This window comes from Brevibacterium sp. 91QC2O2 (assembly GCF_024580695.1).
Classification (GTDB): Bacteria; Actinomycetota; Actinomycetes; order Actinomycetales; family Brevibacteriaceae; genus Brevibacterium; species Brevibacterium moorei.
Genome location: NZ_JANIJY010000011.1, coordinates 18960 through 45349 on the forward strand (window position 1 = coordinate 18960; position 26390 = coordinate 45349).

General features: G+C 67.3%; 20 protein-coding genes. 14 read left to right on the plus strand and 6 right to left on the minus strand.

Annotation, left to right across the window (positions count from 1 at the left end):
• Nucleotides 1–39 precede the first annotated feature (39 nt).
• Nucleotides 40–465, minus strand: a complete 426-nt coding sequence (locus NQ036_RS09455; protein WP_257058501.1) for a hypothetical protein — start codon at nucleotides 463–465, stop codon at nucleotides 40–42.
• A gap of 61 nt (nucleotides 466–526) precedes the next feature.
• Here NQ036_RS09455 and NQ036_RS09460 point away from each other — a divergent pair, with 61 nt between their 5' ends.
• The 4 genes from NQ036_RS09460 to NQ036_RS09475 all read left to right on the plus strand — a co-directional run bounded on the left by NQ036_RS09460 (nucleotide 527) and on the right by NQ036_RS09475 (nucleotide 4552).
• A complete protein-coding gene (locus NQ036_RS09460) occupies nucleotides 527–2119 on the plus strand; it encodes a peptide chain release factor 3 (RefSeq protein ID WP_257058502.1) in 1593 nt (530 codons plus the stop codon).
• 53 nt (nucleotides 2120–2172) lie between these two features.
• Nucleotides 2173–3273, plus strand: a complete 1101-nt coding sequence (locus NQ036_RS09465; RefSeq protein WP_257048727.1) for an inositol-3-phosphate synthase — start codon at nucleotides 2173–2175, stop codon at nucleotides 3271–3273.
• 121 nt (nucleotides 3274–3394) lie between these two features.
• Nucleotides 3395–4243: a Bax inhibitor-1/YccA family protein gene (locus NQ036_RS09470; RefSeq protein WP_257048725.1), complete on the plus strand. Its 849-nt coding sequence runs from the start codon at nucleotides 3395–3397 to the stop codon at nucleotides 4241–4243.
• A 6-nt stretch (nucleotides 4244–4249) separates the two neighbouring features.
• Entirely contained in the window at nucleotides 4250–4552 is a 303-nt protein-coding gene (locus NQ036_RS09475; protein WP_257048724.1) for a hypothetical protein, read from the plus strand.
• A gap of 93 nt (nucleotides 4553–4645) precedes the next feature.
• Here the strand turns inward: NQ036_RS09475 and NQ036_RS09480 are convergent, their stop codons facing one another.
• The gene (locus tag NQ036_RS09480) at nucleotides 4646–6343 is read right to left on the minus strand and encodes a DUF885 domain-containing protein (RefSeq protein ID WP_257048723.1); all 1698 of its coding nucleotides are present in this window, start codon (nucleotides 6341–6343) and stop codon (nucleotides 4646–4648) included.
• 103 nt (nucleotides 6344–6446) lie between these two features.
• Between NQ036_RS09480 and NQ036_RS09485 the strand changes: the two genes are divergently transcribed.
• On the plus strand, nucleotides 6447–7661 hold the full coding sequence (locus NQ036_RS09485) for an MFS transporter (protein WP_257048722.1): 1215 nt from the start codon (nucleotides 6447–6449) through the stop codon (nucleotides 7659–7661).
• Between the two features lie 25 nt (nucleotides 7662–7686).
• Here the strand turns inward: NQ036_RS09485 and NQ036_RS09490 are convergent, their stop codons facing one another.
• Together NQ036_RS09490 and NQ036_RS09495 are read right to left on the minus strand one after the other, a co-directional pair.
• Nucleotides 7687–7908 (minus strand): hypothetical protein, encoded by a 222-nt coding sequence (locus NQ036_RS09490; RefSeq protein WP_257058503.1) that lies wholly within the window; start codon nucleotides 7906–7908, stop codon nucleotides 7687–7689.
• Nucleotides 7905–9491 (minus strand): acyl-CoA carboxylase subunit beta, encoded by a 1587-nt coding sequence (locus NQ036_RS09495; protein ID WP_257058504.1) that lies wholly within the window; start codon nucleotides 9489–9491, stop codon nucleotides 7905–7907. The genes NQ036_RS09490 and NQ036_RS09495 overlap by 4 nt, the downstream gene beginning before the upstream one ends.
• A gap of 65 nt (nucleotides 9492–9556) precedes the next feature.
• Here NQ036_RS09495 and NQ036_RS09500 point away from each other — a divergent pair, with 65 nt between their 5' ends.
• Together NQ036_RS09500 and NQ036_RS09505 are read left to right on the plus strand one after the other, a co-directional pair.
• Nucleotides 9557–10423 (plus strand): biotin--[acetyl-CoA-carboxylase] ligase, encoded by an 867-nt coding sequence (locus NQ036_RS09500; RefSeq protein ID WP_257058506.1) that lies wholly within the window; start codon nucleotides 9557–9559, stop codon nucleotides 10421–10423.
• On the plus strand, nucleotides 10420–11547 hold the full coding sequence (locus NQ036_RS09505) for an adenylate/guanylate cyclase domain-containing protein (protein ID WP_257048717.1): 1128 nt from the start codon (nucleotides 10420–10422) through the stop codon (nucleotides 11545–11547). Before NQ036_RS09500 ends, NQ036_RS09505 begins: the two co-directional genes overlap by 4 nt.
• A 10-nt stretch (nucleotides 11548–11557) precedes the next feature.
• Here the strand turns inward: NQ036_RS09505 and NQ036_RS09510 are convergent, their stop codons facing one another.
• Nucleotides 11558–14212, minus strand: a complete 2655-nt coding sequence (locus NQ036_RS09510) for a DNA topoisomerase (ATP-hydrolyzing) subunit A (protein WP_257048715.1) — start codon at nucleotides 14210–14212, stop codon at nucleotides 11558–11560.
• 124 nt (nucleotides 14213–14336) lie between these two features.
• Entirely contained in the window at nucleotides 14337–17015 is a 2679-nt protein-coding gene (locus NQ036_RS09515) for a GNAT family N-acetyltransferase (RefSeq protein ID WP_257048714.1), read from the minus strand.
• 89 nt (nucleotides 17016–17104) lie between these two features.
• On the opposite strand from NQ036_RS09515, the gene NQ036_RS09520 reads away from it, so the two are divergent.
• The 7 genes from NQ036_RS09520 (at nucleotide 17105) to NQ036_RS09550 (ending at nucleotide 26377) form a co-directional block, all read left to right on the plus strand.
• Nucleotides 17105–17692, plus strand: a complete 588-nt coding sequence (locus tag NQ036_RS09520; protein ID WP_257048713.1) for a DUF5998 family protein — start codon at nucleotides 17105–17107, stop codon at nucleotides 17690–17692.
• 2 nt (nucleotides 17693–17694) lie between these two features.
• Complete coding sequence (locus NQ036_RS09525) at nucleotides 17695–18867, plus strand: alkaline phosphatase family protein (RefSeq protein WP_257058508.1); 1173 nt, start codon at nucleotides 17695–17697, stop codon at nucleotides 18865–18867.
• A gap of 31 nt (nucleotides 18868–18898) precedes the next feature.
• Nucleotides 18899–20059: a 5-(carboxyamino)imidazole ribonucleotide synthase gene (locus NQ036_RS09530; protein WP_257048710.1), complete on the plus strand. Its 1161-nt coding sequence runs from the start codon at nucleotides 18899–18901 to the stop codon at nucleotides 20057–20059.
• Entirely contained in the window at nucleotides 20056–20601 is a 546-nt protein-coding gene (gene purE / locus NQ036_RS09535; protein WP_257048708.1) for a 5-(carboxyamino)imidazole ribonucleotide mutase, read from the plus strand. Before NQ036_RS09530 ends, purE begins: the two co-directional genes overlap by 4 nt.
• Before the next feature lie 76 nt (nucleotides 20602–20677).
• Nucleotides 20678–21823, plus strand: coding sequence for an acyl-CoA dehydrogenase family protein (locus NQ036_RS09540; protein ID WP_257048707.1), 1146 nt, complete (start codon nucleotides 20678–20680; stop codon nucleotides 21821–21823).
• A 114-nt stretch (nucleotides 21824–21937) separates the two neighbouring features.
• The gene (locus tag NQ036_RS09545) at nucleotides 21938–23434 is read left to right on the plus strand and encodes an LCP family protein (protein ID WP_257048706.1); all 1497 of its coding nucleotides are present in this window, start codon (nucleotides 21938–21940) and stop codon (nucleotides 23432–23434) included.
• A 261-nt stretch (nucleotides 23435–23695) separates the two neighbouring features.
• Nucleotides 23696–26377, plus strand: coding sequence for an NlpC/P60 family protein (locus NQ036_RS09550; RefSeq protein ID WP_257048705.1), 2682 nt, complete (start codon nucleotides 23696–23698; stop codon nucleotides 26375–26377).
• Nucleotides 26378–26390 lie beyond the last annotated feature (13 nt).

A 26390-nucleotide genomic window follows, 5' to 3' on the forward strand; every position in this document is an offset into this window, starting at 1 on the left:
CCTGAGCGCCCAAGGCGGCCGCGGCCTCGGCGGAGGTGCTCAGAACACCCAGCCCAGGGCCAGCCAACTGGCCGGGACGGCCAGCGCGAATGCCAGGGCCCCGGCGGACCACCAGATCCGCCAGCGCCGGGTGCCGCGCAACAGGGCGATGAACAGGCAGGCCAGGACGCCGGCCAGGGCCAGCCAGCCGCAGGCGGAGTAGATGTACATGCCGATGGTGAAACCGGTACCGGGGGCGTCGTTGAGCAGCACGATATCGCGCATTGTCGAAGTCGCCAGCAGGGAGAAGCGAATCGCCAGCCACAGCAGCGGGATCGAGATGACGGCGGCCACGAGCGGCGGGATCCAGTTCAGCCGTCTGCGCCCGGCTTCGGGATCGGCGGCGATCCGGACGTGCTCGTCAGTCGGCCGGTATGCAGCGCGGGTGCGGGTGGAACGCGTGCGGTTCGAATGGTGATCGGTCACGGCCCCACAGCTTAGCGGGGACGCATGTGTTCCGGCTGGACAGTCAACGTAGAATGGTCCGGTGAGCTCGCAGACCCATACCCCCAAGGAAATCCGTGACCAGGCCGCGCGCCGGCGCACCTTCGCCGTCATTTCGCACCCCGACGCCGGTAAGTCCACGTTGACCGAGGCCCTGGCACTGCACGCCCGCGTCATCGGCCAGGCAGGCGCCACTCACGGCAAGGCGGGCCGCCGGGCCACCGTGTCCGACTGGATGCAGATGGAACAGGACCGCGGCATCTCGATCTCCTCGGCCGCGCTGCAGTTCGAATACCGCGACTGCGTCATCAACCTCATCGACACTCCCGGCCACGCCGACTTCTCCGAGGACACCTATCGGGTGCTCTCCTCAGTCGACTGCACCGTTATGCTCGTCGATGCGGCCAAGGGCCTGGAGACGCAGACGATGAAGCTCTTCGAAGTCTGCAAGCACCGCAACCTGCCGATCATCACGGTCATCAACAAGTGGGACAGGCCCGGCATCGACGCCCTCGAGCTGATGGATGAGATCCTCGAGCGCACCGGAATGCTGCCAACGCCACTGACCTGGCCGGTGGGGCAGTCGGGGGACTTCCGCGGGGTGCTGGACCGGACCTCGGGAACGTATACGAAGTACACGCGCAACGACGCCGGCGCCCGCATCGCCGAAGAACAGACGATGGACGCGGACGCCGCCCTGGAACTCGAGTCCGAGGCCTGGACGACGGCCGTGGACGAATCCGAACTGCTGGACTTGGAAGAGCAGAACCATGATCAGGAGCGCTTCCTGGCAGGCGAGACGACACCTGTGATGTTCGCCTCCGCGGTGCTCAACTTCGGTGTGCACAAGCTGCTTGACACGCTGGTGGACCTGGCACCGGCAGCCCTGCCGCGCACGGACGTCGCCGGTGGTGTGCGCCCGGTGGACTCCGCGTTCTCCGGGTTCGTGTTCAAAGTGCAGGCGGGCATGGACTCGCACCACCGCGACCGCCTGGCCTATATCCGGGTGTGCTCGGGTGTGTTCGAGCGTGGGATGGTCGTCACCCACGCCGCCTCCGGCAAGCCGTTCGCCACCAAGTACGCCCAGCAGGTCTTCGGGCGCGACCGCGAGGTCATCGACGAGGCCTGGCCCGGTGACGTGGTGGGCCTGGTCAACGCCTCGGCCCTGCGGGTGGGGGATTCGCTATATCTGGACGACCGGGTGGAGTACCCGCCGATCCCCACCTTCGCCCCCGAGCACTTCATGGTCATCCGCGCGCAGGACTCCTCGAAGTACAAGCAGTTCCGCCGTGGGATCGAACAGCTCGACCACGAGGGCGTCGTGCAGGTGCTGCGCTCGGACCTGCGCGGGGACCAGGCACCGGTGCTCGGCGCGGTGGGTCCCATGCAGTTCGAGGTGGCCGAGGACCGGATGGTCCACGAGTTCCATGCCCCGGTGAAGATGGAGAGGTTGAACTTCTCGCTGGCCCGTCGCACGACGCCCGAGGCTGTGCCCACCCTGGCGCGTGAGCGCTCGGTCGAGGTGCTCTCGCGTTCCGACGGCGAACTGCTGGCCCTGTTCTCCGACCGCTGGCGTCTGCAGGGAGTCCAGCGCGAGCACCCCGAGCTGGTGCTCGAACCGCTTGTCGTGTCCTGAGCGATACTGAGTACTATTGAACCGTCTTGCCTATTACAAGGAGAATCCGCCAAGTGGCACACAATCCTATTCGCGTGGCGATTGCCGGTCTGGGCAATTGCGCATCCTCGCTCATCCAGGGCGTCGAATACTACAAGGACGCGGACCCGACCTCGCAGGTCCCGGGTCTGATGCACGTTCAGTTCGGTGACTACCACGTCGGCGATCTGCAGTTCGTCGCCGGCTTCGACGTCGATGGTAAGAAGGTCGGCGTGGACATCGCCGAGGCCATCGGCGCCAGCGAGAACAACACGATCCACATCGCCGACGTCCCGCCCACGGGTGTGGAGGTCATGCGCGGTCCGACCCTCGACGGTCTGGGCCGCTACTACCGCGACACCATCGTCGAATCCGACGCCGAACCCGTCGATGTGGCGCAGGCGCTGCGCGACGCCAAGGTCGACGTGCTGGTGTGCTATTTGCCCGTGGGCTCGCAGCAGGCCGTGGAGCACTACGCCCAGGCCGCGATCGACGCCCATGTCGCCTTCGTCAACGCCCTGCCGGTGTTCATCGCCGGCACCAAGGAATGGGACGAGAAGTTCAAAGCGGCCGGCGTGCCGATCGTCGGCGACGACATCAAGAGCCAGATCGGCGCGACCATCACCCACCGGGTGATGGCCAAGCTGTTCGAGGACCGTGGCGTGACCTTGGACCGGACGTATCAGCTCAACGTGGGCGGCAACATGGACTTCAAGAACATGTTGGAGCGCGAACGCCTGGAGTCGAAGAAGATCTCCAAGACCCAGGCCGTGACCTCGAACCTGCACAACAGCGACTTCGCCGGCAAGCAGGCCGACCGCAATGTCCACATCGGCCCCAGCGACTACGTCGCCTGGCTCGACGATCGCAAATGGGCATTCGTCCGCCTCGAGGGCCGCAACTTCGGCGATGCCCCGGTGTCGCTGGAGTACAAGCTGGAGGTCTGGGATTCCCCGAACTCCGCCGGCGTCATCATCGACGCGGTGCGCGCGGCCAAGATCGGTCTGGACCGGGGGATCGGCGGTGCGCTGATCTCGCCGAGCGCCTACTTCATGAAGTCGCCGCCCGAACAGCGCGACGACGACACGAACAAGAACGCCGTGGAGGCGTTCATCCGTGGGGACATCGAACGCTGAGTCCCACCGCCTGCTGAAGAATCAACACCCCCTGGTTATATAACCAGGGGGTGTTGATTCTTTTGCCAGGCTGCGCCCATAGAATTGTGGACCAAAGCACCACACAACAGGAGAGCACCACATGGGCAACCCCCTTATGGACCGGACCGTCCGCCAGGGAGTCTCCGACTCCCGTCATATGATCCCGCAGGGCCACCAGGCCGGCCCCGCCTCGTACCAGCCGGGCGCGCCCAGTGCCCAGCAGCTCGACCAGCAGTTCCAGATGCCCGCCTATCAGGCGGCACCGGCACAGCCCGAACGCGCGATGACCTACGATGACGTCTTCATGAAGTCGCTGGCCTGCTTCGGCATCCTGCTCGTCGGCGCGGCCGTGGGCTGGTTCATTCCCCAGCTGATGCTGGTGGGTGCCATCGTCGGGCTGGTCCTGGGCCTGGTCAACGCCTTCAAGAAGGAGCCCTCGAAGGGTCTGATCCTGGGCTATGCGGTGTTCGAGGGTATGTTCCTCGGCGGCATCTCCAAGCTGTTCGAGTCCCTCTACGGCGGCATCGTGGTGCAGGCGGTGCTGGCCACCCTGAGTGTCTTCGCCGTCATGTTCTGCCTGTTCAAGTTCGCCAAGGTCCGGATGTCCGGGGGCTTCCTGAAGTTCCTGATGATCGCCGTGGGCGGTTATGCCGTGTTCTCGATCGTCAACTTCTTCTTCTCGATCTTCTCCGGCGGCGCGATGAACGCCCGCAGTGTGCAGATCAGCATCATGGGCATCGACATGCCCCTGGGCGTCATCATCGGCCTGGTCGCCACAGTGCTGGCGGCCATGACCCTGGTATCGGACTTCCAGATGATCGAACAGGGCGTGGTCAACCGGATCCCGGAGAAGTACTCCTGGCTGTGCGCCTTCTCGCTCATGACCACCCTGGTGTGGCTCTACGTCGAGATCCTGCGCCTGCTGTCCTATCTGCGCGGCAACGACTGATCGGTGGTGTCGAGCGATTCGGCGGCTGAGGTCCTGGAACAGGAGATCCGCCGCCTGCGCATCCGCCTGGCCGGGCTGACGCCGGCGCAGATGACGGCGGCCGGGCCCCTGGTGCGCGCGGTCCTGGTCGAGCTGAGCGCGCTGACCTCCGATGCCCGTCCGGTCCCCGACTACGGACAGCGCGCACTGCCCGACCAGCTGCTGGTGATGTTGCGCGACTGTCTGCCGGAGTGCGGGGCACAGGACGCCTGGTGCGCCGCCGGAGGCGAACTAGCCGCCGGGCTGCGCCGGGACCTCGGCGATATCTAGGGCCCACGCAGTCGAACCGGCAGTGGCCGGGCAGAACCCCGTGTTCTGCCCGGCCACTGCCGTATCCGCACCCGGCTCCCGCCACCGGAAGTCTCAGTCGCGCTCGAGTGCCCGGGTCAGAGTGTCCAGGCCGACCGAGCCCAGCGCCAGGGCCCTGGTGTGGAAGTCCTTGAGGCTGAACTCCCGGCCGGCCGCCTGCGCCTTGGCCCGCGCCGTGTCGCGGGCGGACTCCCACAGGCGCTGCCCGATCTTATAGCTGGGCGCCTGGCCGGGCCACCCCAGGTACCGGTCGAGTTCGTAGCGCAGGAAGTTCCGCTCCATCGCGACATTGTCGGTGAGGTACTTCCACGCCTTCTCGGCGTCCCAGATCCCGCCGCCGTATTCGGCAGGGGCCTTCTTGCCCAGGTGGACGCCCAGGTCGACGACGACCCTGGCCGCCCGCAACCGCTGCGAATCCAAGGTGCCCATATAGTTCCCGGGCTCTTCCATGAAGCCCTGTTCGGCCATGAACTTCTCCGCGTACAGGGCCCAGCCCTCTCCGTGGCCGGAGACCCAGCACAGATTGCGCCGCCACATGTTGAGGCGGTCCTTCATCTGCACAGCCGTCCCCAACTGCAGATGGTGCCCCGGCACGCCCTCGTGGTAGACGGTCGTGAGCTCCTGCCAAGTGGAGAACTCCTCGACTCCGGCGGGCACCGACCACCACATGCGCCCCGGCCTGGAGAAGTCATCGGTGGGACCCGTGTAGTAGATGCCGCCGGTGCCATTGGGCAGGACCATCGCCTCGATCCGCTTGAGGTCCTCGGGGATGTCGAAATGCGTGCCGTCGAGCTGCGCGATCGCCTGATCCGCGGTCTCCTGCATCCACGTCCGCAGGGCGTCGAGGCCGTGGATCTTGCGCGCCGGATCCGCATCCAGGCGCTCGAGTGTCGCGCGCACGCTCAGATCCTCGCCCGGGTAGAGCAGCTGCGCGACCCGGCGCTGTTCGGCGTCGAGTTCGGCCACCTGCTCCAGGCCCCACTGGTAGGTCTCGTCGAGGTCCACGCTCGCACCCAGGAACTCGCGGCTGTACAGGGCGTAGTCCTCCCGGCCCGCCGCATCCTGCGTGCGCGCGTGCGGCAGCACCGCGGTCTCCAGGAAGGTCTTGAAACCGGCATAGGCGCCCTTGGCCTGGGCCGCGGCATCGGCGAGCTCGCCGCGCAGGGCCTCTGGCACGGTCTCGCCGGAGACGAAGGCGTCGAAGGATCCGCCGGAGCGGGCCACCTCGGTGGCCTGGGCCATCACCGCGCGCACCTGGCGGACGGCAGGCGCCCTGCCGGCTGCGAGGGCGACTCGCAGGGACTCCTCGTAGCCGGCCAGGGCGCCGGCCACCGAGCGGAGTTTCCCGGCGCTGGCGGCCCAGTCGGCGGCGGTCTCGGTGGGCACCAGATCGAACAGATCGCGAATGTCCTGGGCGGGCGAGGCGATGTTGTTGAGCACGCCCACGTCGAGTCCGCGGGCGTGGAGCTCGCGTTCGACGCCCAGGCGTTCGCGCATCGCGTCGAGCGTCACCGCGTCGACGTCGTCGAGCTCGTCGCGGTGCGCGGCCTGTTCCCGGTCCAGGGCGGTCAGGGTCGCGGCATTGAGTTCGTCCACCGCGGCGGCTCCGGCCGGGGAATAATCGTCGAGGGCATGGGGGTCGCCCTCGACGCCCAGGGAGACGCGCAGGCCGGGCGACAGCGCCAGCATCCGGGCCGAGTAGTCCTCGGCTATCGCGTCGATGGGGGACGGGGTGCGAGTTTCGTCAGTCATAGTCGAAAGCCTACCGGCCCCCGCTGGGGTAGGGGAGTCGGTGCGCTGGTTCAGCCGGTGGACACGGCAGGTGGTCCCCGCCCCGGCTGATTAGACTGCCCGGGTGGATAGAGCGCGGCTGTGGACCAAGGACTTCAATCTCTCGCTGGTCGTCAGCCTGTTCCTCAGCCTTTTGTTCTACATGCTCATGACCTCCCTGGCCGGCTACGCGGCCGGGCGCTTCCACGCCGGGGCGGCCGTGGCGGGTCTGGCCTCGAGCGCCTATATCGTCGGGGCGGTCGCCGGCCGGATCGTCGTCGGCAAGTATATGGACTTCATGGGGCGCAAGCGCCTGCTGCTGATCGTCCTGGCGTCCTCGATCGTCCTTTCGCTGCTCTACATCGCAGCGGGCGGGGTGTGGCTGTTGATCCTGGTCCGACTGGTCCATGGGGCCGGCTACGGATTGGGCCACACAGTGCTTATGACGATCGCGCAGAGTCTGATTCCCGACTCCCGCCGGGGCGAGGGCACCGGCTACTTCGGTCTGGCCACATCCCTGGCCACGGCGGTCGGGCCGCTGTGCGCCGTGGCGATCACCGCGGCTGCCGGCTATGACTGGTTGTTCATCACCTCGGCCCTGGTCTCCCTGGGTGGACTGCTGGCGCTGCTGTGCATGCGAGTGCCCGAACGCACCCCCGGTGCCGAGGAGATCGCGGGGAAGTGGCGGCTGTCCGCGGCCAGCATCGTGGCCCCCGGCGCCCTGCCGATCGCCCTGGTGATGTTCTTGGCCGGAATGGCGTATTCCGGGGTGCTGACATTCCTCCAGCCATTCGTCACGGCCCACGGCATGGCGCAGGCAGCTGGCTGGTTCTTCTTCGCCTATGCCTGCGCGACCTTCGCAGCCCGTCTGACGGTCGGCCGGATGCAGGATGCGCGCGGCGACAACGCGGTGGCCTATCCGATGCTGCTGGTCTTCGCGGTGGGCCTGGTGGTCCTGGCGCTCGCGCACGAGCCCTGGCAGATCGTGCTGGCGGGAGTCGCCCTGGGAGTGGGGTTCGGCTCGGTTATGCCGATCATGCAGACGATCGCCGTGCAGGCGGTCGGGCGCGCGCAGATCGGCGTGGCGATGGCGACCTTCTTCCTCATGCTCGACTTGGGCACCGGGATCGGCCCGCTCATCCTGGGCTGGGTCTCGGGTAGGGCCGGCGACCGGGCCATCTACGTCTGTGCGGCCGTGCTGATCGTCCTGGCGCTCGGCGTGTACACGGCGGTCCACGGCCGTGGACCCGGTCGTCGTACTCGAGGTTCCGGCACAGCGGGCGGGGGACCCGGCGCCTGAGGACCGGGACCCCCGCCGCGGTGCTTCAGTAGCGGCGGGCCCAACCACCGCGTGCCGGCCTGCCAGGGGCATGGATCCCCCTGGCAGGCGCTGCGAACACCCGCGGCGTGGCGGCCGGTGCCGGTGCCTGGCGCAACGCCACCGTGCGCCGTACGGTGACGAGGGCGGCGATGGCCGCCTGCTTGGCCAGGCGCCGTTCGAGCGCCGGGTCCAGGGATGCGGTGTTGGAGTCCTGTGCGGCGGTCACAGCGGAATGTTCCCGTGCTTGCGCTCGGGCGCGGCCACATGCTTGTTGCGCAGTGCGCGCAGTCCGCGGACGATCCGGGCGCGGGTCTCGGCCGGGGCGATCACCGCGTCGATGTAGCCCTCCTCGGCCGCCAGATAGGGATTGAGCAGGGCGTCCTCGTACTCCTCGACCAGGTCCGAGCGCACCGCCTCGACGTCGAGGCCTGCGTCCTGCGCATCCTTGAGCTTGCGGCGGTAGACAATGTTGGCGGCACCCTGTGCGCCCATCACGGCGATCTGCGCGGTGGGCCAGGCCAGGTTCAGGTCGGCGCCCAGCTGTTTGGAGCCCATCACACAGTACGCGCCGCCGTAGGCCTTGCGCGTGATCAGGGTGATCAGCGGGACGGTGGCCTCACCGTAGGCGTAGATGAGTTTGGCCCCGCGCCGGATGATTCCACCCAGTTCCTGGTCGGTCCCCGGTAGAAAGCCCGGCACGTCGACGAAGGTCAGGATCGGGATGTTGAAGGCATCGCAGAAGCGGACGAACCGAGCCGCCTTCTCGCTGGCGTCGATGTCGAGGGTACCGGCCAGCTGCATCGGTTGGTTCGCGATGACACCCACCGTCTGTCCCTCGACCCGGCCCAGACCCGTGACGACATTCGGCGCGAACAGTTCGGAGGCCTCCAGGAACTCGCCGTCGTCGAGTACCGTGCGCACGACGTCGAGGATGTCGTAGGGCTGGGCGGGGGAGTCGGGCACCAGGGTGTCCAGGGCCTGATCCTCATCGGAGGCCTCCAAGTCGACCGGATACCCGGTGGCGGGCGCCGGATCCATATTGTTCCCCGGCAGGAAGCTGAGCAGATCGCGCACATAGTTCAGTGCATCGGCCTCGTCGGCGGCCAGATAGTGGGCATTGCCCGAAACCGAATTGTGGGTCCTGGCCCCGCCCAACTCCTCATGGCCGACCTCTTCGCCGGTCACGGTCTTGATGACATCGGGACCGGTGATGTACATGTGACTGGTGCCGTCGACCATGATCGTGAAGTCGGTCAGCGCGGGGGAGTAGACCGCTCCACCGGCCGAGGGACCCATGATCAGGCTGATCTGCGGGATCACCCCGGAGGACTGGACGTTCCAGTGGAAGATCTCCGCGAACAGGGCGATCGATCCCACGCCCTCCTGGATCCTGGCGCCGCCGGAGTCGTTGACACCGATGATCGGGCAGCCCAGCTTGAGGGCCAGTTTCTGGACCTTGACGATCTTGCGGCCGTTGGCCTCGGCCAAGGAGCCGCCCAGGACGGTGAAATCGTGGGCGAACACCGCCACGGTGCGCCCGTCGATCGTGCCCAGGCCACACACCACACCGTCACCGTCGGGCCGGTTCGCCGCCATTCCGAACTGGGTGTTGTGGTGGCGGACGAATTCGTCTATCTCCTGGAAGGAACCCGCGTCGAGCAGCTGATCGATGCGTTCGCGGGCAGTCTGCTTGCCCTTGGCATGCTGCTTGTCGATGGCGGTCTGCTTGCCCGCATGGGCCAGCCTGCGCCGCTCGATGAGCGCCGCGAGTTTCGCCGCGGTGGTTTTCGGTGAGGATTCTGAACTCATGGCCTCCACCCTAGTCACGTACCCCCGCCGTTGTATGCCGCAGCCAAACCCATTAGGGTGATGTGGTGCACACAGTACCTGCTTCCTCGTATTTCAACGTGGATCGGGCCGTTGAACGCGCGCACGTTCGCGGTGCCGACCTGCCCAGGATCGTCTGGCCGGCGGAATCCGGTTCGACCAATGACGAACTCGCCGCCGCTCTGCAGGCGGATCCGAGCGCCTGGCCCGACTATTCCGTCTGGGGCACCGACCACCAGATTTCCGGTCATGCGCGGCTGGACCGGGTGTGGACGGTGCCGGCGCGCAAGGCGCTGACCGTTTCGGTGCCCGTGCGCATCCCCGCCGACCTGCCCATGACGGCACTGGGCTGGCTGCCCCTGATCACGGGAGCCGCCGTGGCGGGTGCGATCGGCGCCGCGGGCGTGGACGCCGGGGTCAAATGGCCCAATGACGTGCTGGTCGCCGGCAAGAAGATCTGCGGCATCCTGATCCGGATGGAACAGGTGGCAGACGAGCGCGTGGCGATCATCGGCATCGGAATCAATGTGTCGCTGGAGGCCGCGGAGCTGCCCGTGCCCACCGCCACCTCGCTGGCCCTGGCCGGCGGCAACACCGATCGGGAACAGCTCCTGGCCGATGTGCTCGGCGGCCTGCGCTCGGGCCTGGGAGAGCTGTTCGGCCACGCCACTGAGCTGTCCGAGCGCCGGGTGGGTGTGTCCGATCTTGCCGTGGGCCGCCGGGTTCGCGATACGATGCTCACCCTGGGCCGTGGGGTCAGGGTCGAATTGCCGGGTGGGCGCAGCCTCACGGGCCGGGCGACCGGTCTGGGCGCTGGCGGTGACCTGGTGGTGGAAACCCCGGAGGGGACCGGGGAGGTCAGTGCCGGCGATGTGATCCATGTCAGGGCGGATGCGAAAGGGGGCCTGCTGTGAGCGATGGGGCGCGGATGGACGACGAGGTGGCAGAGGCCGCCGCGGGGGAGCCCCCCGCCACCGGCTCGGGTGCCGTATCCCGGCTCGAGGACCGGCTGCTGGGCGGGAAGCGGGAACTGACGCGCAAGGAAGCGGCCGCCTCGGCCGGGGTATCGACGAAGATGTTGCGGAAGTTCTGGCGGGCCCTGGGCCTGCCGCGCATCCCGGATGGACAGGCCGCCTATACGCACAACGACGTTGCGGCACTGGCGGGGACGGCCACGATGGTCACCGATGGGATCGTCGACGAGGAGACCGCCGTCGCCCTGTTGCGCGCGGTGGGCCAGACCACCGACCGGTTGACGGTATGGCAGATGGAGACTCTGGTCGAGTACCTCAGCGACACCAAGGGCCGCTCGGAGAACGATGCCCGGGCCGAGGCCGTGGAGCTGTTTGATCGGCTGGTCGAACCCATGCAGAGCCTGCTCGACTACGCCTGGCGGCGTAATCTGGCCAATTCGCTGGGCCGTCTGTCTGTCAATGTCGAAGAGGGCCTGGCAATGGAGAATCGTACGGGCTGGTATGATTCGGCGATGCCCCTGGCCCGGGTGGTGGGTTTCGTCGACATGGTCTCCTATACCCGGTTGTCACAGCAGCTGGAGCCGCGTCAACTGGCATTCATGGTCAAGCGCTTCCAGGACCTGGCCTACAACGTCGTCGCCTCCGGCGGCGGCAGGGTGATCAAGACGGTGGGCGATGAGGTGTTCTTCGCCGCGGAGACGCCCATGTCCGGCGCGCAGATCTCCATGACGCTGATGGAGCGGATCCGTGCGGACGACCTGCTGCCCAAGGCCCGGCTGGGCTTCGCCTGGGGCAAGGTACTGTCCCGGATGGGCGATGTCTTCGGCTCCACGGTCAATCTGGCCGCACGGCTGACCGCGGTGACCGAACCAGGTACGGTCCTCACCGACTGGGACACCGCACAGGTGCTCGCCCGCTCGGACGCCTACGCCTTCGGTGCCCGCCGGGCGCTGAGCCTGCAGGGCCTGGGCGAGGTGAGCGTAGTGGAGATGACCCGTGGCACCGCCGGCGCCCTGGACCTGGACTTGGACGACGGGATAGGCGAGGAGCTCGGCGGTATCTGAGGCGGCGGGTTTAGAACAACGAGTCGGAATCGTCGTCGTGGCTGATGACCACGGCGTCCGAATCGTCATCGCGGGTCTGCGGGGCATCGGCCGGATCGTCCGGCCCCAGATCCAGGGGAGCGGTCGCCATGCCCCCGGTGGCCCGCGGACCGGTCGGCGCCTCCGGCACAGTGCCCTGTCCCAATGGAGTTCCCTGGCCGTCTCCGGTCACACCTGCCTCGGCCGACGCGGCGCCATCCGCGGCTCCGCCTGGCACCGTGCCGATCGCATCGATCTTCGACTCCAGGGGCGTACCCGAGGCGTCCCGGCGGGCGAGTTCGCCCGGCAGTTCCCTGGCCCCGCCGGCGGCTGCGGCGCCCTGCGGGGCGGGCCCGGCGAAGCCCAGGACGAGTTCGGTCTCCCCTTTGAGGAAGCGCTGGGCGCGTACCCCGGCAGTCGCCCTGCCCTTGGTGGGGAATTCGGCCAGCTCGCTGACCTTCACGCTGGGCTGCGCGGCGCCCGGGCCCTGCGCGATCGTCACAACCCGGTTTTCGGCGCGTGGATCGACCAGCTGGAAGGACACGACCTTGGCGCCGGCGCCCAGCTTGATGCCGGCCACCCCGCCGGCGCCGATGCCCTGGGCACGCAGCACATCGGCGCCGAAGGTCAACAGCTGGGCCGCTGAGGTGATGAAGACCGCCTGCCCGGCGCCCACATCGTCGAGCTGGCCGCAGCCGATCACCCTGTCGCGGCCCTTGAGCCCGATGACCTCCCAGTCGGGGCGGTTCGACGGGGGTTCGTGTCCGGCCACCCGTTTGACCACCCCGCCGGTCGTGCCCAGGATGAAATCGCGGCTGAAGTCGACGATGCCGATGAGCTTCTCCTTGGCCTCGAGAGTGAGGAACTCCGCGGCCCGCACCCCGCCGGCCACATTCGCCCGCGTGGCCTGAGCCGGCAGCTGGGGCAGCGAGACCACGTCCACCGGCAACAACCGGCCGGTCGAGGTGATGGCGCCCAGCGTGCCGCGGCTGGTGGTCCGCACCTGGGAGACCAGGGCATCGTGTGAGGCCCGGCGGCCGGTGTGCGGCAGTGGGCCCGAGGTGGTGGTCCGCGCGATCCTGCCGGAGGTGCTCAGCAGCACCCAGCAGGGCACATCGGGGATCGTCAGCTCAGCCTTGCCCTTCTTCCGCCCGGCCGCGGTGATCTGCTTGAGGTCGCCTGCGACCAATACGGTGCGGCGGGGGGATTCCAGGGCCGCCGCGGTCTCGCCCAGTTCATCGGAGACCATCCGGCGCAGCTTCTGCGGATCGGCCAGCACCCCGCTGAGGAATTCGATCCGGGCACGCAACTCATCGCGTTCGGCCTCGAGTTCGATTCGGGAGAACTTGGTCAGCCGGCGCAGCTGCAGGTCGAGGATGTAAGTCGCCTGGATCTCCGAGAGGTCGAAGACGTCCATCAGCCGGGTCCGCGCGGTCGCCGCATCGTCTGATCCGCGGATCAGCTGCACGACCTCGTCGATGTCGAGGATGGCCACCAGCAGACCCTCGACCAAGTGCAGGCGGTCCTGCGCCTTGTGCAATTGGAATTCGCAGCGGCGCCTCACCACGTCGATGCGGTGGCCGACGAACACCTGCAGCAGTTCCTTGAGTCCCAGGGTCCGGGGATGGCCGTCGACCAGGCAGACGTTGTTGATGCCGAAGGAGTCCTCCATCGGGGTCAGCCGATAGAGCTCTTCGAGCACGGCCTCCGGATTGAAGCCGTTCTTCACACCGATCACCAGGCGCAGGCCGTTCTTGCGGTCGGAGAAGTCGTCGATCGAGGCGATCCCGGTCAGGCGCTTGGCGTTGACCTGGTCCTTGACCTTCTCGATGATTTTCTCCGGGCCCACCAGATAGGGCAGCTCGGTCACCACGATGCCCTTGCGCCGGGCCGTGAGGTTTTCGAATCGCACCGTGGCCCTGGTGCGGAAGGTGCCGCGGCCGGACTCATAGGCCTCCCGCACCCCGTCGAGGCCGATGATCCGCCCACCGGTGGGTAGATCGGGCCCCGGCACGAAGCGCATGAGCTCGTCGAGCTCGGCGTCCGGGTGGGAGATGAGGTGCTGGGCTGCGGCGATGACCTCGCCGGGGTTGTGCGGGGCCATGTTCGTGGCCATCCCCACTGCGATGCCGGATGCCCCGTTGACCAGCAGATTGGGGAAGGCACTGGGCAGGACGTCCGGTTGGGTCAGGGTGTTGTCGTAGTTGGGCACGAAGTCCACGACGTCCTCGTCGAGGCCGGCGATCATCGTCATCGCCGCGTCCGTCAGTTTCGCCTCCGTGTAGCGGGCGGCGGCCGGCCCGTCGTCCAGGCTGCCGAAGTTGCCGTGGCCGTCGACCAGGGGAACGCGCATGACGAAGTCCTGGCTCAGGCGCACCAGCGCATCGTAGATCGCCGAATCGCCGTGTGGGTGCAGCTTGCCCATGACGTCGCCGATGATGCGCGAGGACTTCACATAGGGCCGTTCGGGCCGCAGCCCCATTTCGCCCATTTGGTAGACGATGCGGCGTTGGACGGGCTTCATCCCGTCACGGGCATCGGGCAGGGCACGTGAGTAGATGACCGAATACGCGTATTCGAGGAAGGACGTCTCCATTTCCTGGGTGACGTCGATATCGACGATCTTGCCGTCGGGGTGCGCTGCCATGGGTGATGACTCCTGCCTGAGCTTTAATCGAACAACGCTACTACTCTACCGGCAGGTACGGACACGTCGTCCGCCCGCGCCCCTCGGCGGCCTACAGACGGGGCGGGCGGACGGCGCCGGGGGCTCAGAGATTCATCCGGCGCCGCCGGGAATCCATCCGGTCGGAATCCGCGCTCAAGGTCACGGTGGCGGAGAGGATGGTGGGTTCGGCCGTGGTGACGGTGATCGGGCGCAGCGTGATCCGCCGGACCATCGGGAACCGATCCACCAGGGCCGACAGCCGGATGAGCACCAGTTCCACTGGGAACACATTGGCCACGGGCAGTCCCTTGTAGCCGAACAGGCGCGGTGAGGACCCCAATCCCCTGATCATCTGTGCGGCGTCCACATCGGTCAGCGGTGCCACCCGGTGGGCCACGTCGTCGAGCAGTTCCGCGGCGTCCCCGGCCAGGGCGAAGGACACCATCGGGCCCAACAGGGGGTCCTCGCCGGCGCGCACGATGCAGGGGGTGCCGGGTTCGGCCATGGTCTGCACATCGATCCGGTGGTCGGTGCCCGGAGACACCGCGTCGATGATGTCGATGATCGCCTGGTAGTCCTCCCGCAGTTCGTCCGGGTCCGAAACATCGAGCTTCACCGCGCCCAGTTCCACCCGGTGCCGCAGCTGACGGTGGAGGGGTTTGAGCGCTACGGGATAGCCCAGCTTCGCAGCGGCGGCCAGCGCCTCGTCGACGGATGCAGTGGATACCTGGGGCAGCACCCGCACCTGGTAGGCGCCCAACAGGCGGGCCACTTCATCGGGTTCCAGCCGGACCTCGGCCCGGTCCTCGGTGGCGCGGGCCAGGGCCGTTTCGATGACGGTGCGGGCCTCGCGCGTGTCGACGTCGTCGAGTTCCGGGTAGGTGCCGTGGTCCGAACCGCGCCAAACCGCGTACTCGGTCGCCCTGGCCAACGCCCAGACCGCGTTCTCCGGCCCCAAGTAGCTGGGGATCCGGTGGACCTGGAGGCCGCCGGTGGTACCCCGGGTGTAGGCGGTCAGCTCCCGGTTGAGCCCCTGAATGCCCATGAACACGGCCACTGTGGTCTTCTCCGACTTCGCGGCGACCTCGGCCAGGGTCTCCGCGATCGTGTTCTCCCGACCGGCCGCGCTGGGTACCAGGTTCACGACGACCGAGTCCACCGCATCATCGGCGTAGAGCGCGCGCAGTTCGGCCTCGAATTCCCCTGCCGTGACCTCCGGATGCAGGGAGACCGCCGGGCGCTCTACGCGCAGCCCCTCGGCCCTGGCCTGTTGGACGACCAGCGTCGACAGGGCGGCCGAATTGCCGATCACTCCGACCCGTCTGCCCGCGGGCAGGGGCTGATTCGAAAAGACCTGGGCCAGGTCGAACAGCTGACCGATATTGGCCGCGCGCAGCACACCGGCCTGGGCCAGCACCTGATCCAGGGCGGAGGGCGAAAGACTCGACACCCGCACCTGGTGGCCGGGGGGCAGTTCGCGCCCCGTCAGATCGGATTTGATGACGATGACCGGTTTGGTGCGGGTGACGCGCCGGGCGATCCGGGAGAACTTCCGGGGATTGCCGATCGACTCCAGGTACAGGCCGATCGTCTTGGTCTCCGGATCCTCCTCCCAATACTGCAGGACGTCATTGCCAGAGAGGTCGGCCCGGTTGCCGGCCGAGACGAAGGTGGAGATGCCCAGGCCCCGGTCCTTGGCCGCCTGCAGCATCGCGGTGGCCAGAGCACCGGACTGATTGAACAGGCCAATCGATCCGGGTTCGGGCACGATCGGCGAAAGGGACGCGTTCAGGGAGATCTCGGTCGAATTGTTGATCAGGCCGAACGAGTTCGGGCCGATCACCCGCATCCCATGGGACCTGGCCACCGCCACGACCTCGCGCTGGAGCTCGGCGCCGGCCGGGCCCTCCTCGGCGAAACCGGAGGAGATCACGGCGACCGCCTTGACCCCGTGTTCGGCACAGTCGAGTACGACGCCCTTGACAGCCTCGGCCGGGACCGCGATAACGGCCAGATCGACATCGCCGTCGATATCGGCCAGTGACTTCTCCGCGGGGATCCCGGCGACCTCTGCGGCCGAATGGTGTACCACGTGCAGTGATCCCCGGTAGCCGGCGGCGACCAGGTTGCGCAGCAGCAGGTTGCCGGCGCTGGTGCGCTTGCGCGAGGCCCCGATGACGACGACCGAGGCCGGGTGCAGCACGGAGCGCACGCTCAGTGCCTCCGCACGGTGCTCCCGCGATTCCTGCACCTGGATCGACTTCTCCGTCGGGTCGATCTCGAAGCGCACCGCCACGACACCGTCCTCGAACTCCCTGCTGACCTCGAAGCCGGCGGCGGCGAAGACCTGCAGCATCGAACGGTTCTGGGGCAGCACCTCGGCGGTGAACTGGGTGATCCCCACCTCACGGCCGATCGCGGCCAGGTGCTCCAACAGGATGGAGCCCAGTCCGCGGCCCTGATGGGCGTCGGCGATGTTGAAGGCAACCTCGGCGGAGGAGTCGTCGAGCCGGTCGAAGCGGCCGATCCCGATGATCTCTTCGCCGATCGTGATGACCAGGGCCACCCGGTCGTGGTAATCGACGTTGACGAAGCGCTGCAACTGCGCCTCGGGGATCACCGCCAGCGGGGCGAAATACCTCAGATAGATCGATTCGGCCGACTGCCTGGCGTGCATGTCCTGCACCGCCTGCGCGTCCTCCGGCACGATCGGCCGCAGATGGGCGGTCTGCCCATCGCGGAGAACGACATCGGCTTCCCAGTCCGCGGGGTATCTGTCCATGGGCTCAGCATATGCCGAATGCCACTGCCAAGCACGGGTCGGTGCCCCGGAGGGTCCGGTGCGCACATCCGGCATGAAAGAATATCCGCATGTCTGTGCCTACCGAGCTCATCCACGACCTGCAGAACACCGGGTACTATCCGCAGCTGACCCAGGACCTCATCGCAGAGGTCCTCTACGGGGAGGATGTGCTGGCCCACATCGTGCAGATGGACACGCACATCGACCTGGAATCAATCCACCGACACGTCACGGTGTTTGCGGTGACGGAGACCCGGCTGCTCCTGGCGCACGTCGATGACGATCAGGGGGAGGCGGGCCGGCCCGCGCAGGCCCTGACCAATACCGAGGAGATCGCCCTTGAACGGGTGAGCTGCGCGGTACTGGGCCGGGTCTACAATGAGCCCGCGCGCTATACTCCCGGCCAGCGCCCCATCGAGGTCTCGGTGAATCTGGCCTGGGGCAATGTCCGTCGCCTCGACGTGTACCCCGAAACCTGCGCCGATCCGGCTTGTGAGGGCGATCATGGCTACGCCGGATCCGAAGTGGGCGATGACGTCAACCTGCGGGTGGCGGCTCAGGCGGAGGGGCAGGCGGCTGTCGACCGAGCCGAACACTTCGCACTGACGCTCAAGCGCCTGGTCCACCGTGCCCGCCTGCTGAGTCGGCGGTCCTGAACATGGCACCGGCACCGGTGGGACTCACCCCACCCGACTATGCGGGGCCCCAACTGGCCGATGTGCTGCCGGCGGCGGCCCTGTCACTGGACGCGGGCTCGGTGTTGGCCCCGGAACGCGCCGCCCGCGCGGAGGCGCTGGAACCCGAGCGCGGCAAGCGGGTCGTCATCGTGGTCCTGGTAGACGGGCTCGGCGCCGTGCTGTTGCGCGAACGGGCCGCTCACGCCGCATTCTTGCGCCGGCAGCTGCCGCGGATGCGCGAGATCAGCGCGGGTTTCCCCTCGACCACGGCCAATTCCCTGACCAGCCTGGGCACCGGTCTGCCGCCGGTGGGCCACGGGGTGCTCGGCTACACCCTGTTGGACCCGGTCAGGCGCGTCGTGTTCAACCAGCTGACCTGGGACCGCGGCCCCGATCCGCGCACCTGGGTGGGCGGCGGCAGCCTGTTCGGGGAACTGGCCGGTGCGGGAATCGATGTGGTCAGTCTGGGCGAGCCCAAGTTCGCCGGGCGCGGACTCAACGGCTCCGCTCTGGGCGGAGGGCGCTTCCGCGGCTCGAAGACCCTGGGTGAGCGGGTCGCACAGGCCAGTGCAGAGGCCGCCAAGCCGGGCCGGCGCCTGATCTACCTGTACTGGGGCGCGCTCGACAAGGCCGGGCACGGCAAGGGCTATGACTCCTTCGACTGGACGACGGCGCTGGAGGAGGCCGACCGTGAGCTCTCCCGCCTGTCCCGGGTGTGCGGTGGAGACGTGCTCATGACGATTGTGGCCGACCACGGCATGGTCGACGTGGCCGAGGAGCAGCGGGTGGACATGGCGGGCGTGCCGGGTCTGCTCGACGGCGTCGAATTCATCGCGGGCGAACCCCGGGCCCGTCACATCCACACGGTTCCGGGAGCGCAGGACGCGGCGGCGCAGGCGTTCTCCGAGCTGTTGGGGGACCGGGCGGCGGTTCTGCGCCGGGACGAGGCGATCGACGGCGGATGGTTCGGCCCCACCGGGACCCCGCCGGCCGACGAGGTGCGGGCCCGGATCGGCGACCTCGTCGTGGTGGCCGATGAGGGTCTGGGCCTGGTCGACTCCGGCCACGACACCCCGACGGCACTGCGGCTGATCGGCCAGCACGGTTCGGTCAGTCGGCGTGAGTTGTCCATTCCCTATATTCCGGTGGGATGAGCCGCCGGGTCCGAGACCTTAGAATGGTGTCGTGACTTTTCCAAGAATCGGTGTGATCGGCGGGGGCCAGCTGGCCCGGATGATGGCTCCAGCCGCAGAGGCCCTGGGTGTCGGATTCCATGTTCTCTCGGAGGCGCCGGATGCCCCGGCAGCCCAGGTGTCCTCCCAGGTGGTGGTGGGCGACTACCACGACTACCCGACGCTGGAGGCCTTCGCCTCCACCGTCGATGTCATCACCTTCGACCACGAACACGTCCCCACAGAGCATTTGGAGGCCCTGACGGCCGCCGGGCATGCTGTCCACCCGGGGCCGGCCGCCCTGGTCCACGCGCAGGACAAGCTCGTGATGCGCGCCAAGATGGACGAGCTCGGCCTGCCCAATCCGGCCTGGGCCGAGGTCTCCTCGGTCGCGGACCTGGAGGAATTCGGCTCCCGGATCGGGTTCCCGCTCATCCTGAAAACCCCGCGCGGGGGCTACGACGGGCACGGGGTGCGCGTGATCCACGCGGCCGCCGAGGCCGCCGACTGGTTCGCCGAAGCCGGGACGCTGTTGGCCGAACAGAAGGTCGACTTCACCCGTGAGCTCTCCGTGATGGTGGGCCGCTCGCCCTCGGGGCAGACCGCGGTGTGGCCGGTTGTCGCCACCTATCAGCAGGACGGCATCTGCAAGGAGGCGGTGGCGCCGGCACCGGGGATCTCCGCCGAGTTGGCCACGACGATCACCGCCGATGTGCTCAAGGTGGCAGGTGCCCTCGGCGTCACCGGGGTGATGGCAATGGAGATGTTCGAAACGGCCGAGGGCTACATCGTCAACGAATTGGCGATGCGCCCGCACAACACCGGGCACTGGACGCAGGACGGTTCGGTCACCAGCCAGTTCGAACAGCATCTGCGCGCGGTCCTGGACCTGCCGCTGGGGGATCCGGCGCCGATCGCGCCCGCGTGTGCGATGGCGAACGTGCTCGGCGCTGACCGCGACGATCTGTACCACGCCTATCTGCACGTGATGGCCCATGATCCTGCGGCCAAGGTCCACATGTACGGCAAGTCGGTGCGCCCGGGCCGCAAACTGGGCCATGTCAACGTCTGCTCCGATTCCGCCGCCGATGCGGTGGCCAGAGCCCGCCACGCGGCGGACTTCATCGCAGGGGTGGACACCAATCCCCACCCGGACCGGAAGGACCTCGCATGACCACGATGGATGATAAGCGGGCCGCGCCAGTCGTCGGCATCGTCATGGGCTCGGACTCGGACTGGCCCACGATGGCCGCTGCCGCCGAGGTGCTCGACGAGTTCGCCGTGCCCTATTCCGCCGAGGTCGTCTCGGCGCACCGGATGCCGCAGGACATGATCGCCTGGGGAGCGTCGGCTGCCGAACGGGGTCTGTCGGTCATCATCGCAGGGGCCGGAGGTGCGGCGCACCTGCCGGGGATGCTCGCCTCGGTCACCTCCCTGCCGGTGATCGGTGTGCCGGTGCCGCTGAAGTACCTCGACGGGATGGACTCCCTGCTGTCGATCGTACAGATGCCCGGCGGTGTGCCGGTGGCGACCGTGTCGATCGGCGGAGCCAAGAACGCCGGTCTGTTGGCCGCCCGCATCCTGGGCGCCGGGGTCGGGGGAGAGGCCGAACGGATCCGTGGGGCGCTCGATGACTACCGGGCGGGCCTGCGTGACAGTGCCGAGGCCAAGGGCAGGGCCCTCATGGCTAAACTGGGACGGTCTGACCCGCAGTGATCTCGGCCACGGCAGTCCGGCCGTGACCCGTGGATCAGCCAGGGGCGGAAACCATCCCCCGAGGAAAAGGATTCATATGTTCGATCTGTATCAGCTCAGCGAGGAGCACCAGGAGATCCGCGCGGCGGTGCGTGAAATCGTCGAGGAGACGATCGCCCCACATGCGGCGGCCGTCGACGCCGAGGCCCGCTATCCGCAGGAGGCCCACGATTCGCTCGTGGCCACGGACTTCTACGCTCCGCACGTGGGCGAGGAGTACGGCGGCGTCGGCGCCGACGCCCTGGCCACCGCGATCGTCATCGAGGAAGTGGCCCGCGGATGTGCATCCTCCTCGCTGATCCCCGCCGTGAACAAGCTGGGTTCGATGCCGGTGATCCTGGGCGGCGGCGATGAGATCAAGGCGAAGTACCTGCCGCGCCTGGCCGCCGGCGAGGGCTTCTCCTACGGTCTGTCCGAACGCGAGGCCGGGTCGGACACCGCCAGCATGAAAACCCGGGCACAGCGTTCGGGCGACGGCTGGGTGCTCAATGGCGTCAAGACGTGGATCACGAACGCGGGAGTCTCCGAGTTCTACACGGTCATGGCCGTCACGGACCCCGAGGGCCGCCGCGGCAACAACATCACCGCCTTTCTCGTGGAGAAGGGCGATGAGGGCTTCAGCTTCGGCGAGAAGGAACGCAAGCTGGGCATCAAGGGCAGTCCGACGCGCGAACTGTTCTTCGAGGACTGCCACATTCCCGCGGACCGGATCATCGGTGCCGAGGGCCAGGGTCTCAAACTGGCGCTGAAGACCCTCGACCACACCAGGATCACGATCGCGGCCCAGGCCATCGGCATCGCCCAGGGCGCCCTCGACTACGCGATCGGCTACGTCAAGGAGCGCAAGCAGTTCGGCAAGCCGATTTCCTCGTTCGAGGCGGTGCAGTTCATGGTCGCCGATATGGGCATGAAGCTCGAGGCAGCGCGGCAGCTGACCTATGTCGCCGCGGCCAAGAGCGAACGCCAGGATGCTGACCTGGGCTACTACGGTGCCGCCGCCAAGGCCTTCGCCTCCGATGTGGCGATGGAGATCACAACCGATGCGGTGCAGCTGCTCGGTGGGGCGGGCTATGTGCAGGACCACCCGGTGGAGCGGATGATGCGCGATGCGAAGATTACGCAGATCTATGAGGGCACGAACCAGATCCAGCGCCTGGTGATGGGGCGCAAGCTGCTGGGCTGAGAGGTTCGGCGGGGCGACACGCGCAAGGGCACTGGGAGTCGGCTCCCAGTGCCCTTGCGGCTTTGCCGATATCCTGAAGCGGCAGGTTCGAGCCAGGAGATGAGAAGACAGCCAGTGAACGAGAAACGCCGTGAACTCGTGTACGTCGATCCACTGCGCAATCCGCGCCATGCCCCCATCGGCATGCGGAATTGGCGCGGCTGGTTGTTGCTCATCTGCAGTGCCCTCCTGCCCGGCTCGGTGCAGTCGATCATCGGTGATCGACGGAAGGCCAGGATTCCGCTGCTCATCTCGCTGTTCTCCTGGGCGCTGATCGTTCTGCTCATCGTGGTGGCGCTCGTCTCACAGCGGGCCGTGCTGTCCTTCGCGTCCTCGGCGCTCGGGCTCATCGTCTTGATGGTGTGGCTGGCGGTGGCGGGTCTGAACTGGGTGCTGTGCATGCTCGACTCCGTGCGCCGGATCCGCATCGACAGCCTGGGCCGGCGTACCAAGCCGACCTTCCTGGCCGTCAGCCTGGTGTTGGTCCTGCTGGTGGGCGGGGGAGTCGCCTGGGGAGTCAACACGTTGAACTCCACCCGCAGTGCGCTCGGGGGGATCTTCGCCTCGGGTCCGGGTAAGAAGCCCGTTGACGGCCGCTACAACATCGCCCTGCTGGGTTCCGATGCGGGCAAGAAGCGCACGGGCGTGCGCCCTGACAGCCTGTCCGTGGTCTCCATCGAGGTGAAGTCCGGGCGCGCCGTTGTGATCGGTCTGCCCAGGAACATGCAGAACGTCCCGTTCCCCGACTCCTCACCGCTGCATGCGCATTATCCGCAGGGTTACAACTGCGGGGACGAATGCCTGATCAACGCGGTGTACCAGGAGGGGGAAGAACACAAGGACGAATTCCCGAACACCGACAAGGTCCCCGCGGGTGTGCAGGCCACCGAACAGGCGCTTTCGGGTGTGACGGGTCTGGATATCCAGTACTATGCGATGATCGATCTCAAGGGCTTCCAGAAGCTGGTCGACGCGATGGGCGGAATCCGGCTGGACTCGAACGTCCGGGTGCCGATCTCGAATAAGACGAACAAGGCCACCGGCAAGCACTACAAGCCGTTGGGGTGGATCGAACCGGGGAAGAACATCGAACTCGACGGGTACCATGCCCTGTGGTATGCCCGGTCCAGGGAGTTCGCCTCGGACTATGCGCGAATGACCCGACAGCGCTGTGTGCAGGAGGCCATGCTCAAACAGCTGGATCCGATGACCGTCGCTCAGCGATTCACCAAGCTGGCGGCCGCCGCTCCGGAGGTCATTTCCACCGACATCCCGCAGAACGAGGTCGGTGAGTTCGTGGACCTGGCGACCAAGGCCAAGGGGCACAAGATGGCGAAGCTGAATCTGGCTCCGCCCAAGGTCGTGCCGAAGCATCCCGATTTCGCCACGGTCCACGATATGGTCTCCACCGCCGTCGAGAAGGCCTCCGACAAGGGCGCGCAGGCACAGGGCAATGCCGATGCGCTGGGCCTCGATTCGGTGCAGGCGATGTCTGCTCGGGCCTCCGGCGCAGAGTCGGGCGGGGGCGAGGACCCCGACTCCGATGGTTCGGAGATCTGCTCGGTTCCCTGATCCCGCCCGACCTGCCCCGCGGGGTGTCCCCGCGTCCACCTTCACCCGATCGAAGGTGGACGCGGGGATTTTTTTCTGCCCGGTCGGGCCGCGGAATGACGGGGAACTACATCCGTGTAACTAGCAGGGAGCACAGAGATTGCAATGCGACACGCGGAAAAATATGTAACAATTTCACATTGTCGGGGATGATCGCAGCCGGCGGTGATCTCCGGACTGGCCAAATTTCTTCCCTGTCTTCCTCGAATAAGGCTAAATCTAATGAAAATCGCAATGACGACTGCGGCCGTTTGCGCTGCGGCTCTCGTGGTCTCCGGCATAGCGCTGGGGCCCGTTGCCGATGCCGCGGGTGCTGCTCGCCCGAGCTTCAACGAACTGTCTTTGACCGATGTCGACCACAAGGGTCTGCTGACCCCGGGCGCTCGGAACTCCTCGCCGGCCACGGCCGCCGTGTCGAAGAAGTCGACGACGAATATGCCAGGTGCGCTGCGCTCGACAACGGAGAATCGTCGGCTCAGCGCTGCGGAGTTCGGCGCCTCGGACACGGCACTGCAAGCGGCCGGCGAGGCCTTTGCAGCCGCATCGACATCCTTGAACTCCACCGCAGAAGAATCCGCACAGGACTCAGGCGCCGCCGGGCGGCCCGCGGAGCAGGGTCCGGGCGAGGGCCTGTCCGATGCCGGTTCCACCGCTCCGCGGCAGACGCCGCAGGCGCCGCGCACTCAGAACCCCGAGACGAAGCCCACGCCGAGCGCCGAGCCCAGCTCGGCCCCGAGCCCGTCGATCTCCGGTGATGTCGAACAGCAGACCGAAGACGGAATCAAGATCGCGGCCATCTCGGCGTCACTGAGCGTTCCGCGTGATCGGTCCTCGGTGGTCGGTGTCGTGGCCTCCGGCGCCAACGCCTCCAATATCGAGGTGCGAACCCAGTCGACCTCCGGTGGCTGGGGCGCCTGGACCGGCCTCTCATACGATCAGGGGGCAGACGGCGATCAGCGGGCCGGTACCGATCCCTTTGTCGTCTCGGGTGCCTCCGCTGTGCAGATGCGCATCCTGGGCTCCTCCGCGCCGGCAGACGCGAAGCTCGTCATCATCGATCCGAAGAAGACGGCGGCGGACCAGGCGGCGGTGAATGCCAACACTCCGGTGATCAACCAGAGCGCGACCACCCAAGCAGCCGAAGGGCAGACACAGTCGACCCGGCCGGATGAGCAGTCGGTTCCCGGCGCGGCAGTGGTGAACTCCTCCGGAACGGTGCAGGCGACGGGTTTCCCGGCGGGCACCTCACTGGGAGAGCAGGCGGCTGCCGTCGCCCAGGGCACCGCGGGTGAGGCCAGCGGCTCGGCCGGGGTGCAGAACGTGGCGGCCAAGGTGAAGAAGGTCGCCAAGCCCTCCATCGCCTCCCGCAAGGCGTGGGGTGCCAATGAGAGCATCCGCCGCAGCGGCCCGTCATATGCTGACTCGGTCAAGGCAGCGGTAATCCACCACACCGAGGGCTCGAACAACTACGACGCCGGTGATGTGCCCGGCATCATCCGCGGGATCTACACCTTCCACGTCAAGGGCCGTGGCTGGGCCGATATCGGCTACAACGTCCTGGTCGACAAGTTCGGCCGTCTGTGGCAGGGCCGCGCCGGCAATGTCGACCGTCCGATCATCGGTGCCCATGTGTCGAACTTCAACACGGGCACCTTCGGCATCTCCGTGCTCGGCACCTACATGAAGAAGGCGCCGTCGAAGGCGGCCCAGGTGGCCGTTGAGAATACAATCGCCTGGAAGCTGTCGAAGGACGGGGTCCCGGCCATCGGCAAGACCACCGTCAACGGCAAGCGGATCAACCGGATCGTCGGCCACCGCGATGTCGGCGACACAGACTGCCCCGGTGATGCGTTCTACGCGAAGATTCCGCAGATCCGCAAAGCGGTGGCCGCGATCCAATCGAGCGGCAAGCAGGCCAGTACCAACCCGATCACCTCGGGCGAGGCGATCCAGCAGGCGTACAAGGCCAATGCCAAAGCGCTGGGCGCGAAGGTCGGAGGCGAGACCAAGCTGGCAGGGGGAAGCTACCAGCAGTACAAGTCCGGCTTCATCACCTGGACCGCCAAGGGTGGGGCCAAGCTCATCACCGGTGAGATCGCCAAGGCCTGGAATGCCGAGGTCAGGAAGAGGATCGGACTGCCCGCGAACAATCAGGGGAAGTTGTCCGCGGGCCTGTACCAGACCTTCGCCTCCGGCTCGATCCACTGGTCGAAGGCAACCGGTGCCCACGCCACATCAGGGGCGATCAAGGCTCACTGGGCCAAGAAGGGATCCGAGAAGAGCCATCTGGGGTATCCCGCGGGCGATGAGCAGTGCGCCGGGGGAACCTGCACCCAGCGGTTCCAGGGCGCGACCCTGTTCTGGGCCGAGGGTGCCGGAGTGAGCGAGTTCTCCGCTGGGATGGCCGACGGCAACGCCCCACCGATATCCGGTGGCGCCGTCTCCACCGCGCCGTCTGCAGGCACCGGGGAAGGGTCTGCAGACAACTCGAAGAAGCCGGGGAAGAAGCCCGCGAAGAAGAAGGCGAAGAAGAGCGCGTCCCAGCGCGAGGCCGAGAAGCGCGCGGCGATCGTCAAGACCGCCAGGAAGTACGTGGGAGTGCCCTATGTCTGGGGCGGAACCTCTCCGACCAAGGGCTGGGACTGCTCGGGATTCGTCCAGTACGTCTATAAGAAGAACGGGATCAAGCTGCCGCGGACTTCGGGTCAGCAGAAGGCAGCAGGGGAAGTGATCCCGCGCTCTAAGGCGAAACCGGGCGATCTGATCTGGCATCCGGGACACATCACGATCGTGTCGGACAAGCCGGGAAAGCTCATCGACGCGGGTTCACGGCGTACCGGGACCAGTGAGCGCTCCTCGAAGTTCATGTTCAACTCCGGCGGAGTGGTCATCCGGGTCATCTGAGCGAGCCGGTAAG

Excerpts from the sequence above, each read along its gene's own strand:
- purE (WP_257048708.1), top strand. The coding sequence starts at position 20,056 with ATGACCACGATGGATGATAAGCGGGCCGCGCCAGTCGTCGGCATCGTC.
- NQ036_RS09520 (WP_257048713.1), top strand. The coding sequence starts at position 17,105 with ATGTCTGTGCCTACCGAGCTCATCCACGACCTGCAGAACACCGGGTAC.
- NQ036_RS09550 (WP_257048705.1), top strand. The coding sequence starts at position 23,696 with ATGAAAATCGCAATGACGACTGCGGCCGTTTGCGCTGCGGCTCTCGTG.
- NQ036_RS09540 (WP_257048707.1), top strand. The coding sequence starts at position 20,678 with ATGTTCGATCTGTATCAGCTCAGCGAGGAGCACCAGGAGATCCGCGCG.
- NQ036_RS09525 (WP_257058508.1), top strand. The coding sequence starts at position 17,695 with ATGGCACCGGCACCGGTGGGACTCACCCCACCCGACTATGCGGGGCCC.
- NQ036_RS09515 (WP_257048714.1), bottom strand. The coding sequence starts at position 17,015 with ATGGACAGATACCCCGCGGACTGGGAAGCCGATGTCGTTCTCCGCGAT.
- NQ036_RS09470 (WP_257048725.1), top strand. The coding sequence starts at position 3,395 with ATGGGCAACCCCCTTATGGACCGGACCGTCCGCCAGGGAGTCTCCGAC.
- NQ036_RS09495 (WP_257058504.1), bottom strand. The coding sequence starts at position 9,491 with ATGAGTTCAGAATCCTCACCGAAAACCACCGCGGCGAAACTCGCGGCG.
- NQ036_RS09510 (WP_257048715.1), bottom strand. The coding sequence starts at position 14,212 with ATGGCAGCGCACCCCGACGGCAAGATCGTCGATATCGACGTCACCCAG.
- NQ036_RS09480 (WP_257048723.1), bottom strand. The coding sequence starts at position 6,343 with ATGACTGACGAAACTCGCACCCCGTCCCCCATCGACGCGATAGCCGAG.